Annotated in this window: 12 protein-coding genes; 2 read left to right on the top strand and 10 right to left on the bottom strand. The window is 67.7% G+C overall.

Annotation, left to right across the window (positions count from 1 at the left end; translation table 11 throughout):
• The first annotated feature begins 66 nt into the window (after positions 1-66).
• Both gltX and gltA read left to right on the top strand, forming a co-directional pair.
• On the top strand, positions 67-1,482 hold the full coding sequence (gene gltX, locus AC07NF_RS03420; RefSeq protein ID WP_494630934.1) for a glutamate--tRNA ligase: 1,416 nt from the start codon (positions 67-69) through the stop codon (positions 1,480-1,482).
• 76 nt (positions 1,483-1,558) lie between these two features.
• On the top strand, positions 1,559-2,839 hold the full coding sequence (gene gltA, locus AC07NF_RS03415; protein WP_492811763.1) for a citrate synthase: 1,281 nt from the start codon (positions 1,559-1,561) through the stop codon (positions 2,837-2,839).
• A gap of 96 nt (positions 2,840-2,935) precedes the next feature.
• On the opposite strand, the gene AC07NF_RS03410 is transcribed toward gltA, so the two are convergent.
• The 10 genes from AC07NF_RS03410 to AC07NF_RS03365 are packed head-to-tail and all read right to left on the bottom strand — an operon-like array spanning position 2,936 to position 13,620.
• Positions 2,936-3,199: an EscU/YscU/HrcU family type III secretion system export apparatus switch protein gene (locus AC07NF_RS03410; RefSeq protein ID WP_494630937.1), complete on the bottom strand. Its 264-nt coding sequence runs from the start codon at positions 3,197-3,199 to the stop codon at positions 2,936-2,938.
• Positions 3,196-4,977, bottom strand: coding sequence for a flagellar hook-length control protein FliK (gene fliK, locus AC07NF_RS03405; RefSeq protein ID WP_494630939.1), 1,782 nt, complete (start codon positions 4,975-4,977; stop codon positions 3,196-3,198). The genes AC07NF_RS03410 and fliK overlap by 4 nt, the downstream gene beginning before the upstream one ends.
• Positions 4,978-5,034: 57 nt before the next feature.
• The gene (gene lpxB / locus AC07NF_RS03400) at positions 5,035-6,204 is read right to left on the bottom strand and encodes a lipid-A-disaccharide synthase (RefSeq protein WP_494630941.1); all 1,170 of its coding nucleotides are present in this window, start codon (positions 6,202-6,204) and stop codon (positions 5,035-5,037) included.
• On the bottom strand, positions 6,204-7,046 hold the full coding sequence (lpxI, locus tag AC07NF_RS03395) for a UDP-2,3-diacylglucosamine diphosphatase (RefSeq protein ID WP_494631704.1): 843 nt from the start codon (positions 7,044-7,046) through the stop codon (positions 6,204-6,206). Before lpxI ends, lpxB begins: the two co-directional genes overlap by 1 nt.
• A 9-nt stretch (positions 7,047-7,055) precedes the next feature.
• Complete coding sequence (gene lpxA, locus AC07NF_RS03390) at positions 7,056-7,847, bottom strand: acyl-ACP--UDP-N-acetylglucosamine O-acyltransferase (RefSeq protein WP_492810879.1); 792 nt, start codon at positions 7,845-7,847, stop codon at positions 7,056-7,058.
• Positions 7,844-8,323 (bottom strand): 3-hydroxyacyl-ACP dehydratase FabZ, encoded by a 480-nt coding sequence (gene fabZ, locus AC07NF_RS03385; protein ID WP_291878197.1) that lies wholly within the window; start codon positions 8,321-8,323, stop codon positions 7,844-7,846. The genes lpxA and fabZ overlap by 4 nt, the downstream gene beginning before the upstream one ends.
• Before the next feature lie 2 nt (positions 8,324-8,325).
• Entirely contained in the window at positions 8,326-9,345 is a 1,020-nt protein-coding gene (gene lpxD, locus AC07NF_RS03380) for a UDP-3-O-(3-hydroxymyristoyl)glucosamine N-acyltransferase (protein WP_494630946.1), read from the bottom strand.
• A gap of 53 nt (positions 9,346-9,398) precedes the next feature.
• The gene (locus AC07NF_RS03375) at positions 9,399-10,037 is read right to left on the bottom strand and encodes an OmpH family outer membrane protein (RefSeq protein WP_492810884.1); all 639 of its coding nucleotides are present in this window, start codon (positions 10,035-10,037) and stop codon (positions 9,399-9,401) included.
• Positions 10,038-10,039: 2 nt separating this feature from the next.
• Positions 10,040-12,403: an outer membrane protein assembly factor BamA gene (gene bamA, locus AC07NF_RS03370; protein ID WP_492810886.1), complete on the bottom strand. Its 2,364-nt coding sequence runs from the start codon at positions 12,401-12,403 to the stop codon at positions 10,040-10,042.
• A gap of 20 nt (positions 12,404-12,423) precedes the next feature.
• Positions 12,424-13,620 (bottom strand): M50 family metallopeptidase, encoded by a 1,197-nt coding sequence (locus AC07NF_RS03365; RefSeq protein ID WP_494630953.1) that lies wholly within the window; start codon positions 13,618-13,620, stop codon positions 12,424-12,426.
• Positions 13,621-13,627 lie beyond the last annotated feature (7 nt).

Here is a 13,627-nt window from a genome sequence, read left to right as displayed (position 1 = left end):
GCAGTCGCCTTGCGGTCCGCGTTCCTAGACGCCATCTCGGCGTGCAGCCCCACAGTCTTGAAGCTCATGTCGAACCCCACTCCTACCGGCCCCTCGACTGGCGTCGTCACGCGCTTCGCGCCCTCGCCCACCGGTTTCCTGCATATCGGCGGCGCCCGCACGGCGCTGTTCAACTGGTTATATGCACGCCACACGGGAGGAAAGTTCCTTATTCGCGTCGAGGACACCGATCGCGAACGTTCGACCGAAGCGGCTGTCGCGGCCATCTTCGAGGGCCTGAACTGGCTGGGCCTGGAATCGGACGCCGAGGTCGTCTTCCAGCACACTCGCGCCCCGCGCCACGTCGAGGCCGTGCAGGAAATGCTGGCCGCCGGCCGCGCCTATCGCTGCTGGATGACCGTCGAGGAACTGGAAGTCGCCCGCGAGAAGGCCCGCGCCGAAGGCCGCGCCATCCGCTCGCCCTGGCGCGACGCGCCGGAAGGCGACCTGTCGGTCCCGCACGTGATCCGCTTCAAGGGTCCGCTGGACGGCGAGACCGTCGTGGACGACATGGTCAAGGGTCCGGTGACCTTCCGCAACATCGAGCTGGACGACCTGGTCCTGCTTCGGGCGGACGGTGCGCCGACCTATAACCTGGCCGTGGTCGTCGATGACCACGACATGGGCGTCACCCACGTGATCCGCGGCGACGACCACCTGAACAACGCCGCCCGCCAGAGCCTGATCTACAAGGCCCTTGGCTGGGACGTGCCGGCCTTCGCCCACATTCCGCTGATCCACGGTCCGGACGGCGCCAAGCTGTCCAAGCGCCACGGCGCCCAAGCCGTCGGCGAGTTCGCCGACCTGGGCTACATCCCCGAAGGCATGCGCAACTACCTGGCGCGCCTGGGCTGGGGCCATGGCGACGACGAGGTCTTCAACGACGAACAGGCGATCAGCTGGTTCGACGTGGCCGACGTGGTCAAGGCGCCGGCGCGCCTGGACTGGGCCAAGCTGAACCACATCAACGCCCAGCACCTGCGCAAGGCCGACGATGAGCGCCTGACCGACCTGGCCCTCGACGCCGCCCAGAAGCGTGGCGAGGCCCTGCCGGCCGACGCCCGCGAGCGCATCGCCCGCACCGTCCCGGAAGTGAAGGAAGGCGCCAAGACCATCCTGGAGTTAGTCGACCACTGCGCCTTCGCGCTGAAGACGCGACCGCTGGCCCTGGAAGAGAAAACCCAAAAGCAGCTGACCGAGGAAACCGTCGAGCGCCTGAAGCGCCTGCGGGACCAACTGGCCTCGGTCGCCAGCTTCGACGCCGCCTCGCTGGAAACCGCGTTGAAAACGTTCGCGGAATCCGAGGGCGTCGGCTTCGGCAAGTTCGGCCCTGCCCTGCGCGGGATCCTGACCGGCGGTTCGCCGGCTCCGGACCTGAACAAGACCATGGCCGCGCTCGCCCGCGAAGAGAGTTTGGGGCGCCTTGACGACGCCCTGGCGTAGCGCGCATGAGGCGCTATAACGCACCTGCGAAAACGAAAGTTGGACTGCTCGTTCCAATTTATGAAGGGGTCTAATGATGACCGATAAAGCCACGCTGACGATCGGCGACAAGAGCTACGAACTGCCGATCCTCAAGGGCAGCACGGGTCCGGACGTTCTGGACATCCGAAAGGTCTACGCTGAAAGCGACCACTTCACGTTCGATCCGGGCTTCACGTCCACGGCGTCGTGCGAAAGCAAGATCACCTATATCGATGGCGACGCCGGGATTCTGCTGCACCGCGGCTATCCCATCGACCAGCTGGCCGAGAAGTCCTCGTTCCTCGAGGTCTGCCACCTGCTGCTGAACGGCGAACTGCCGTCGGCCGACGAATTCGCCAAGTTCGAAAAGAACATCACCTACCACACGATGCTGCACGCGCAGTTCGACGCCTTCTTCCAAGGCTTCCGCCGCGACGCGCACCCGATGGCCGTGATGACCGGCGCCGTCGGCGCCCTGTCGGCCTTCTACGCCGACAGCATCAATGTCGACGACGCCCGTGAGCGCGAGATCAGCGCCCATCGCCTGATCGCCAAGATGCCGACGATCGCCGCCCGCGCCTACAAGTACACGGTCGGCCAGCCGTTCGTGTCGCCGCGCAACGACCTGTCGTACTCGGAAAACTTCCTGCGCATGTGCTTCGCCGTGCCGGCCGAGGACTGGAAGCCGAACCCGGTGCTGACCCGCGCCATGGACCGGATCTTCATCCTGCACGCCGACCACGAGCAGAACGCCTCGACCTCGACCGTCCGCCTGGCCGGTTCGTCGGGCGCGCACCCGTTCGCCTGCATCGCCGCCGGCATCGCCTGCCTGTGGGGCCCGTCGCACGGCGGCGCCAACCAGGAAGCCCTGGAGATGCTGGAAACCATCGGCTCGGTCGAGAACATCCCGGACTACGTCCAGGGCGTGAAGGACCGCAAGTACAAGCTGATGGGCTTCGGCCACCGCGTGTACAAGAACTTCGACCCGCGCGCGAAGGTCATGCAGAAGACCGCCCACGAAGTGCTGGCGGAACTGGGCCACAACAACGACCCGCTGCTGCAGGTCGCCCAGGAACTGGAAAAGGTCGCCCTGAGCGATCCGTACTTCATCGACCGCAAGCTGTACCCGAACATCGACTTCTATTCGGGCATCACCCTGCGCGCGATGGGCTTCCCGACCAACATGTTCACCGTGCTGTTCGCCCTGGCTCGCACCGTCGGCTGGATCAGCCAGTGGAAGGAAATGTTCGAGGACCCCACCCGCAAGATCGGTCGTCCGCGTCAGCTCTACACGGGCGCCACGCAACGCGACTACGTGCCGGTTGAAAAGCGCTAAGCGCTTTTCAACAAAGCAAAAATGTCCGGAGAAGCGCTAAGCGCTTCGTCTTCAGGACAATGGATCAGGCCCCGCTTCGGCGGGGCCTTTTTCGTTTCAGCGCTTGAGCAGGAAGCTCATGACCTCGGCCACGGCGCGGTAGAGGACCTCGGGGATCTCCTCGTCGATCTCGATGGTCGACAGGGCCTGGGCCAGCACCGGGTCTTCCTCGATCGGCACGCCGTGCTCGCGGGCCGTCTCGATGATCTTCTCACCCACCCAGCCCTGACCCGAGGCCACGACCTTGGGGGCGTTGGGCTCTTCGTAGAGCAAGGCCACGGCGATGCGGCCGCGCGCGGAGGGTCCGCTGATCCCGCTCATGAGGCCTGATCCACGAAATGGCCCAGCGGGCTGACGCCGCCAGGCGATGGCGGCGCGCCGGAATGGACGGCGACCTCTGGTGTCAGCTCGGCCTCGCGTAGGGCGGCGGCCAGGCTTTCTTCGCCGGCGCGGAAGCGGGCGATGGTCTCGGCGCGCTCGGCCCACAGGGAGACCCGCGTACGGGCGCCGGTCAGGGTCACCATGGCGTGGACGGGACCCAGCGGCTCGATGTCGATCGAGAACCGGGCCTTGTAGGTGCGCTCGGCCGGTCCCACCGCGCCGCCGCCGGAACCGCCGCCGTCGTGGCTGATCTCGAACTGGGCGACGGCCACGCCCTGCGGCGTGACGAACGGCAGATCCAGGTTCAGACGCGCGCCGGGCTGGCGGACTTCCGCGGTCTCGAGCTCGTGGTGCTGCCCCTCAGGCAGAGAGGCGATCTGCATCAGGTCCTGGCGGGCCAGGGCGCCGCTCGCGCCCTTCAGCAGGCCGCGCACGACGTCGATGGTCGGCTGGCCCAGCGACAGCGCCGGCGGCGTCGGCTTCTGGCCGGCCATCGGGCCGCCGGCATAGGGCGGCGGCGGAACCTTGGAGCGGGCGATGTCAGCGGCGGGGGCGCCATAGCCGCGAGTGACGACGGTCTTGGCTTCGGCCTGCGGATTGAGCGGCGGTTCTTCGGCGACCGCTTCCTCGGCCAGTAGGCCGGCCTGGATCAGCGGCGACAGCGCCTGCCGGGCGGTCGTCACGGGATGTGGTGACGCTTTGGGCGGCGCGACGAAGGAGCCGAAGCGCGCGGCGAGTTGCTCGTCCTCAGGCGGCTGCGGCGCGGGCGTATCCGGCTTTGGCGCCGGGACGGCTTCTTCAGTCTGTGCGGCCTGCGGCGAAGGCGTGGAAGCCGCCTGCGTCGTGACCGTCGGCGCGTCCTTCGGGACCTCGGCCAGGCTCGGCTGGGCCGGCGCTGGGGTCGAGGGGCGTAGAGCCGTCTGGGTCGGGACTTGTGGAGCGCTGGCGCTCTGCGGCGCGGCGCGGACCGTGGGTTCGCCGGGTTCCGCCGGAGTCGAGGGCGTCTCGCCAGCGGGCTCCGCCGGTGGCTCGGCGACCGTCTGCGGTACGGCGCGGGCCAACCAGGCCGACAGCGCGCCCCGGAACACCAGCAGGGCGGCCTTCATGTCGTTGGCTTGCGAGAGCGCGGGCGTAGCCTCACCGGCCGGCGTCGGCGGCGTCGCGGCCGCCCGGGCCATGCGGGCTTCCAGGAACACGCCGGAACGCTCCACGGCCTGCTTCAGGCCCTGAGGCGTGGCGAGTTCGGCGGCCTGCGGCGTGTGGGCCAGCAGCGCCCTGCCCGCCTCGCGGACCTCGGGCGGCATGTCGGGACGGTCGATGACGGCGCGGACATTGGCCATCAGCGGCGCGACCCCGATCTGGCGCGGCACGGCCTCGGCGGCGGCGGTGCGCACGGCGCGGGCCATGCGGGTCTCGGGCGTCGCCTTGGTCGCCAAGGCTTGCTGTTGCGCCAGCGGCGCGCCCTTGGCGGCGCCGGCGGCGTCAGCGGTATGGCCCGCGTCCTGCGTAGAGGTCTGGCCTACCTGCTCGACCGGCGCGCCGGGCTTGACGGTCTGGGGCGTGGCGGCTGGACGCCCCACGATCTGGCCCAGCTCGGCGCTCATGTTCGTCAGGGCCTGGCGGGCCATGGCCTGCAGGACAGCGACCGAATCCGGAGGGGTTCCAGCCGGATGGGATGGAAGGATCGGGGTCAGGGGCGTGGTCGGGTCGATGGCCACGACGACGGCTCCGGGTGACAGGTGTCCTGAACCTATGAGTCGAGCGTAAAGCTCTGGTTAACCACCTTGACCGTGGACCTTCAGGAAGGCCAGCAGAGCATCGGCGGCGGCCTCTGACGGGTCGGGCATGCCGCGACCCATCTTGTCCAGGGCGGCGCTCTGCTCGGCCGCCTGGCGGGCGCGCAGGGCCGGGTCGTCGAGCAGTCGGCCGACCTCGCGCGCCAGGCCTTCGCCGTCGCAGGCGTCCTGCAGCAGCTCAGGCGCCACGGCCTTGCCGGCGGCGATGTTGAACAGCGTCACCCACTTGGGTTTCATCAGACGCTTGAGGATGGCGTAGGTGATCGCGCCGGTCTTGTAGCCGACGACCATCGGCGCGTCGGCCAGGGCCAGTTCGGTCGTCACCGTGCCGCTGCACGCCAGGGCGACGTCGCCGGCGACGAAGGCGTCGTCCTTCAGCGCCTCGTCCTCGATGACGTGGGCGCGGAACGGCCAGCCGGCGACACGGGCCTTCACGGCCTCGACCACGGTGTAGGCGGCGGGGATCACCACCACCAACTCGGGCCGGTCAGCCTTCAGCCGGCGCACGGCGTCCTCGAAGGCCGGCATGACACGCTCGATTTCGGACGGACGGCTGCCGGGCAGCACCAGCAGCACCTGATCCGTCGCCGAAGCGCCCACGGCGGCCCGCAAACGCGCGCCGTCGGCGTGGTCGAAGCGCTTGGCCAAAGCGGAGTTGCCGACGAAGACGTTCTTCAGCCCGGCGGCGTCGAAATACGGCTTGTCCATCGGCTGGATCGACAGCAGCAGGTCGACGGCCTTGGCCAGCCCCCGGGCGCGGCCTTCGCGATAGGCCCAGACCTGCGGCGCGACGTATTTCACCAGCGGCAGCTTGGGGTCCAGCTTCCGCAGCGCGTGGGCCAGACGGATGTTGAAACCCCAGCTGTCGATCAGGATCGCCACATCAGGCTTTTCCCGGGCCGCCAGGGCCACGGAGTCGTCCAGGCGGGCCTTGACCGTCGGATAGGCCTTCAGCCCCTCCCAGATGCCCAGGATCGATAGCTGGGCGATGTCGAAGGGGCTGGTCACCCCCTGCTCGGCCATCTTGGCCCCGCCGATACCGACAAAAGTCACCTGGTCGCCCAGCCGTGCCCGCAGCGCCTTGGCCAGGCTGGCGCCCAGGGCGTCGCCCGAAGCCTCGGCGGCGACCAGCATGACTTTCAGAACCATCAGGGCCGCCCCTGCGGATCGACCCCCAGCACGAAGAGGCCCAGATCGTCGGCGCAGGCGATCACCGCCTCGCGGTCGACCACCAGCAGGCGGCCGGTCTCGCCGACCACGCCGACCAGGCCCGCGCGGGCGGCGCGCTGGATGGTGGCGACGCCGATGGTGGGCAGGTCGACCTTGGTCTCCTGGATCGGCTTGGGGGCCTTGGCCAGCACGCCGCGCGGACGCTCGGCCGAGCCTCGGACAGCCTGGGGCAGTTGCTCCACGCGGCGCAGCATGGCGTCGGTGCCCTCCTGGGCCTCGACGGCCAGGACAAGGCCGTCGCAGACCACGGCGCCCTGCCCCACGTCCAGCCGGCCGATCTCGCGGGCCACGTGCAGGGCCTTGTCGATGTCGGCCATCTGTTCGGGCTTGGGCGTGTGCTTGCCCAGGCGGCCGCGCGGCAGGGTCATCTCGCCCATCACCTCGTGAGCGCCCTCGATCTCGAAGCCTTCCTTCTCGAACTCGTCCAGCACCCGGCGCAGCAAGGCGTCGTCGCCCTTACGCGCGGCGACGATCAGGCTGGGCAGAACCTTCACGCCTCGGGCGTCGGGCATCAGCTTGGCGAAGTCGGGACGGCTGACATTGCCGGCGAAGCAGACGACCTCGCAGCCCTCGGCCTTCAACGCCTTGAACGCCTTGCCAAACTCGCCGATGCCGACCTCAACGCCGGGATAGCGGGCCAGGGTCGGTTCGGCGAACCCGCGCAGACGCATGACGGAAAACGCCCGCCCGGCGGTCTCGCAATGGGCCGCCAGTTCGACGGGAAGCGACCCGCCGCCGGCGATCAGACCCAGCTTGCGCATCATCAGACTCTAGACTTCCCGCTCGGGCAGGCAGAGCGGGCGGTTGGCGTCGGCGCGGATGAAGTCGACGATCTCCATGACTTCCGAATTACCGGCATGGATCTCGGCCACGTCGTCCAGGCGCTCCTGGAAGGTGCCTTCGTCGGCGAACATCAGGCGATAGGCGGCGCGCAGGGCGTTGATCGTCTCGCGCGAGAAGCCCCGGCGTTTCAGGCCGACCAGGTTCAGGCCCTCGAGGTGGGCGTGGTTGCCCCACACCGAGCCGTACGGGATGACGTCCTTGGTCACGGCGGCCAGGCCGCCGATGAAGCTGTAGCGGCCGATGCGCGAGAACTGATGCGCGGCGGCCAGGCCGCCCATGAACACGTAATCGCCGATCGAGACGTGGCCGCCCAGGGTCGCGCCCTTGGCCAGCACCACGAAGTCGCCGACGATGCAGTCGTGGGCGACGTGCGAGCCGACCATGTAGAGGCCGTCCGAACCGATCGTGGTCACGCCGCGGCCCGAGGCCGTGCCCGTGTGCATGGTGACGTGTTCGCGGATGATGTTGCGCGGACCGATCAGGAGCTCGGTCTTCTCGCCCTTGTGGCCCAGGTGCTGCGGCGGTCCGCCCAGATTGGCGAACGGATGCACGGTGCAGCCTTCGCCCAGGGTCGTCGCACCTTCCACCACCACGTGCGACAGCAGGCGCACGCCGGCTTCCAGGGTCACGTCGGGGCCGACGATGCTGTAGGGCCCGATCTGGACGTCCGAGGCGATCTTGGCCTCGGGAGCGACGATGGCGGTGGGATGGATCGTCATGCCTTGGGCCCCGTCTCGACGACCATGGCGGCGAACTCGACCTCGGCGGCGACCTTGTCGCCGACCTTGGCCACGCCCTTGAACTTGAAGATCGACGAGCGGGCGCGCAGCACCTCGACTTCCATGCGGATCACGTCGCCGGGACGCACGGGCGTGCGGAAACGGGCGTTGTCGACCGACATGAAGAAGATGGTCTTGCCCTCGGTGTCGACCTCCAGGCTCTTGCTCATCAGCACCGCGCCCGTCTGGGCCAGGGCTTCGATGATCAGCACGCCCGGCATCACCGGATTGCCCGGGAAGTGGCCTTGGAAGAAAGGCTCGTTGACCGTCACGCACTTGATGCCGACGATCGACTTGTGGGCCTGGTAGTCCTCGGCGCGATCGACCAGCAGGAACGGATAGCGGTGCGGGATGCGCGCCAGGATCTCGGCGATGTCGATGTCGGTGCGCACCGTTTGCTCGGTGTTCTCGGTCATTGTCAGCCCTTCGTCCCTCGGCCGCCCGCCATGCGCGACAGCCATGCGGTCTCCCGAAGCCACCGCTTGAGCGGTCGCGCCGGGAATCCCGTCCAAGTTTCACCCTCCGGCACGTCCTTGAACACCGAGGCGGCCGCCCCGATGCTCGCGCCCGAGCCGATGTTCAAGTGGTCGGCGACGCCGGCCTTCCCGCCGAACGCGACGCCGTCGCCGACGACCGTACTGCCCGACAGCCCCGTATAGGCCGCCAGCACGCAATTGCGTCCTACACGGACGTTGTGCGCGACATGCACCAGGTTGTCGATCTTGGTGTTCTCACCAACCGTCGTGTCGGCGAAAGCCCCGCGGTCGACACAGCTGTTGGCGCCGATGGTGACGTTGTCCTGGATCACCACCCGCCCCAGCTGAGGCATGTCGACCATGCCGCGCGGCCCGGCGGCGGCGCCAAAGCCCGCCTCGCCCAGCACCGCGCCGGCCGAGATCGACACCCGGTCGCCCAGTAAGGCAAAGCCGATCACGGCGTTGGCGCCGATCACGCCGTCGCGGCCGATCAGAACGCCCGGACCGATCACGGCCCCGGGTCCGATCCGTGTGCCGCGCCCGATGCGAGCGCCCTGCCCGATCGTCACGTTCGGCGACAGCAGGACGCCATCCTCGAGTTCGGCTTCGGGATGGATCGCGGCGGCGCCCGCTTCATGGCGGCGCGGCGCGTGCAACAGGTTGGCGGCAGCGGCCCAGGCGGCCTGCGGATGCTTGGTGACCAAGGCGGCGCAGGACGCGGGCAGGAAATCCTTGTGCTCCGGACGCACGAAACAGGCGCCGGCCTGGGTGGCCCCGGCGGCGTCCTTGCGCTTGGCGTCGGAGAAGAACGTGACGCCCTGCGCGTCGGCCGTATCAAGCGGCGCGGCACGGGCGATCAAGCGGTCGCCCGCACCGGCGTCCGCCAGTTCGGCGGCGCCGGCCCGGGCCAACTCGGAAAGCGACGCCGGACCCGGGCTATCGAAGAAACGCGGGTCCGGCATGGCTCCTCACGGCAAAAACGTTCCCCTAGGTAATCCTAAGGGAGACGATTCGCTTACTTATTGGACGGCTGCAGCGCGCCAGCGCCCGGGACCTGCTGGTCCAGACGTTCGCGGTCGAAGGTCAGCGTCTTGATACGGGCGTCCAGAGCGGTCACCACGGCGCCGGTGATGTCCATGGCCGGGTTGGCCAGCATCACGGACTCACGGTCGAACAGGACGCTGCACTTGGCGGCCTGGTAGGCCTGCTTGATCGGCGTGTCCATCTCTTGATAGACGCGCGACAGGGCCTTCTGCTCGGTGGCTTCCACTTCGCGCTGGCGCAGCTGGCCCTTGCGCTGCCAGGCGTTGGCCTTGACCTGCAGGGCGGCGGCTTGCTGCTCCAGGGCGTCCTGAGCCGTGGTCGCCTTCTTGGCGTCCAGGGCCTTGCCTTCATTTTCCAGAGCCGTGCGCTCGCCGTTCAGTTCGGCGGTCACTTGCTGGGTGATGGTTTGCAGGCGAGCCGAGACCGCCTTGCCGACTTGCGAGCCGCCAACGACGCTCTGGGTCGACAGGATGCAGATGCCCGGCAGGGCCGGACCGTGCGAGATGGCCGCAGCGGCCGGCGCGGCGGCAGGAGCCGTCTGGGCCGAAGCGCTGGTCGCGATAGCGAGGGCGACAACGCTGGACGCGGCCGCGGACAGGAACTTGGACATGTTTATTGGAACCTTGTGGAGGTGGAGAACCGGAACGTTTCGGTTCGGTCGTAGCTTTCCTTGGCCAAAATACGGCTGATATCGAATCGGATGGGACCCATGGGGGACTTCCAGTCGATCGAGATACCGGCCGTGGCACGCAGGCCAAGGTTATCCTTGATGTTGGGATCGAAGATGCCGGGCGACCTCTGGCGATCCACGTCATCCAGCAGACCGGCCGTACCCACGTCGCTGAACAGCGCGGCCTTGATGCCGTACTGCTCGGGCAGGAAGGTCGGAACGGTCAGCTCGAAGGTGCTGATGGCGTAAAGCTTGGCGCCCATCGAGTTGTTGTTGCTCGAGATGTCGCGCGGACCGATACCGGCGATCTCGAAGCCGCGGAACGAGGTGCCGCCGCGATAGAAGCGGTCGTTGATGCGGACGTTGTCGCCGCCCCAGCCCTCGATATAGCCGAACGAGCCGGTGGCGCTGAAGATCAGGTCCTTGGTGAAGCCCCAGTACCAGCCGGCGTCGGCTTCGGTCTTGAGGTACTTCACGTCGCCGCCGATGCCGGCCAGGTCCTGGTTCAGGTCGGCGAACCAGCCGCGGGTCGGGTTGATCGGGTCGTTGCGCTTGTCGATGCGCAGGCCGTAGCCGATCAGCGAGGTGATGTAGGCGCCGCGCTGCAGGCAGAGGATCTGCGAGACCGAGCCGCTGGTGCAAAGGTTGTCGGCCACGTCCACGTTATCCTGGCGGATCGTGTAGCGCAGGTTCATCGACGAGTCGTTGGTCAGCGGGAAGCCGAAGCGGACGTCGCCGCCGACCGACTTGGTGTCATAGGCCGCGTAGTCCGACAGGTCGTAGCGGAAGGTGTACAGGTTCACACCGGCGACCAGGTTGCGGCCCAGGAAGCGCGGCTCGGAGAAGCCGAAGTCGATCTGCTGGCGCAGCGAACCGACCGAGGCGCGGGCGCGCAGGTTCTGGCCGCGACCGCGGAAGTTCCGCTCGGTGATGCCGACGTCCAGCACCAGCTTGTCGATCGAGCTGTACCCGGCGCTGAACGACAGTTCGCCCGTCGGCTGCTCCTCGACCTTGACCCGCAGCGCGGTGCGGTCCGGGGCCGAGCCCGGCGCGTCCTCGATCTCGACTTCCTTGAAGAAGCCCAGGCGGCGGATGTTGTTCTTCGAGCGATCGACCAGCACGCGGTTGTAGGCGTCGCCCTCGGCCACTTCCAGTTCGCGGCGCAGGACATAGTCCAGCGTGCGGGTGTTGCCGACGATGTCGATGCGGTCGACATAGACGCGCGGGCCTTCGCGGACCTGGAAGACCACGTCCACGGTCTTGGTCTCGCGGTTGGGCACGTACTTGGGACGCACGTCCACGAAGGCGAAGCCGGCGGCGCCCGCCGCGAAGGTCAGGGCGTCGGTGGCCTGCTCGATTTTCTCGTCTTCGTACAGCTGACCGGCGCGGATCGGCAGGATCTGGGCCAGCAGGTTGCCGTCCAGCTTCTTCAGTTCCGTTTCGACGGTCACCTTGCCGAACTTGTATTTCGGACCCTCGTCCAGGGTGTAGGTGACGGCGAAGCCGTTCTTGTCCGGCGCCAGTTCGGCCACCGATGAGACGACGCGGAAGTCGAAGAAGCCGCGGTTGCGGTAGTGCTTGCGCAGCTGCTCGCGGTCGTACTCGATCCGGTCGGGGTCGTAGTTGTCGTTGCTGGTCAGGATCTTGTACCAGCGGCTTTCCTTGGTCACGACCACGTCGCGCAGGTCGTTGTCCGAGTACTCGCTGTTGCCCAGGAAGTTGATCCCGAGCACGCCGCTCTTGGGGCCTTCGGCGATTTCGAACACCAGGTCGACGCGCTTCTGCGGCAGCTCGACCACCTTGGGCGTCACGGTCGCCGAGATACGGCCCGAACGGCGATAGAGTTCAATGATGCGCTGGACGTCGGCCTGCACCTTGGCGCGGGTGAAGATGCCGCGCGGGCGGATCTGCACTTCGTCCTTCAGCTTGTCTTCCTTCAGGGACGAATTCCCCTCGAAGACCACCTGGTTGATGATCGGGTTTTCGACGACCTTCACGACCAGGTCGCCGCCCTGCATCTCGATCTTCACGTCGGCGAACAGATCGGTGCGGGCCAGGGTCTTCAGCGCCAGGTCAAGGCGCTGGGAGTCGACCGTGTCGCCCGGCTGGATCGGCAGATACGACAGAACCGTGCCCTGCTCGATACGCTCGTTGCCTTGCACGACGATGCGCTGGACCACCCCGGTCTGGGCGGACTGCGCGAAGGCCTGCTGCGGAGCCACCAGGGCCGTCGAGCCGAGGAGCAGCGCCATACCCGTGGCGAACGCGGCGCTGTGGGCGCGAAGTTTGTTCATGTGACCAATCATGGACGGAGGGCGAGCGCTGTTCACGTGAACAGGCCGCCGATGAATTTGAACACGTCGTAGCGGTTGAGGTCGTTCCATGCCGCGAACAGCATGAAACCCAGGATCAAGGCAAGCCCCGCGCGGAAACCGGCTGCCTGGAAATCCGCCCGCAGGGGACGTTTAGCGATGGCTTCGTAGGCGTACATCAGCAGATGGCCGCCATCGAGGACCGGGATCGGCAGCAGATTCATGAAGCCGATGCTGACCGACAGGCTGGCGATCAGCAGCATCGACGAGATGAAGACGCGCAGCGCCATGGTGGCGACATCGGGCGCGCCAGCCGCGCTGGCCTTGGTGACGGCGCCGGCCGTGTGGCCGATGCCGATCAGGCCGCTGATCTGGTCGGCGGGGAGCTGACCGGTGACGAGACGACCCAGGTAGAAGCCGATCGTCTTGATCATGCCCCACACCTCGACCGTGGCGTCGGGAATGGCCGACAACACGCTGGAGCGCTTGAACTGGGTGATCCCGGCATTCTCGATGCCCAGCTGGCCCGTCTTCATGCGGCCGGTGATCTTGTCGTTGATTTCGACGAGGCGCGGCGTGGCGGTCAGCTGGACCTGCTGCGGGCCCCGGGTGACCGTGAACTTGATCGGCAGGTTGGCGCGCAGCGAGACATAGCCCTGCAGGTCCTGGAAGGTGCTGATCTTGCGGCCGTCGGCGGCGACGATCACGTCGCCCTTCTTGAAGCCGGCTGCCTCGGCCGCGCCGCCGGGCACGACGCCGTTGACCGTGGCGGCGCGCTGCGGCGTGCCGACCATCACCAGGAAGACGGCCATGATCAGGATGGCCAGGACGAAGTTCGAGATCGGCCCCGCCGCGGCGATGATCGCCCGCTGCCAGACCGGCTTGAAATGGAAATACTTGGCGACGCCCTCTTCGCCTTCGCGCCGCACGATCGACTCGCGCATGGCGGCCAGGTTGTCCTGGTCGGGCACGCTGGCGGCGTTCTCGTCGCCCGAGAAGCGGACATAGCCGCCCAGGGGGATCGAGGCGATGCGCCACTCGACGCCCTGCTTGTCGCGCCACGAGACCAGCGGCGGGCCAAAGCCCAGCGAGAAACAGTCGATCGCCACGCCACAGGCGCGCGCGGCCCAATAGTGCCCCAGCTCGTGGATGGTCACCACGACGGACAGCACGAAGACCGTGGACAGGATAAAGATCAAAACGTCGGTCATGAGATGG

The organism is Caulobacter sp. GW821-FHT10A06 (genome assembly GCF_059415805.1).
The sequence above is the reverse complement of the archived record's forward strand: the minus strand, read 5'-3'. Positions and strand labels throughout refer to the sequence as shown.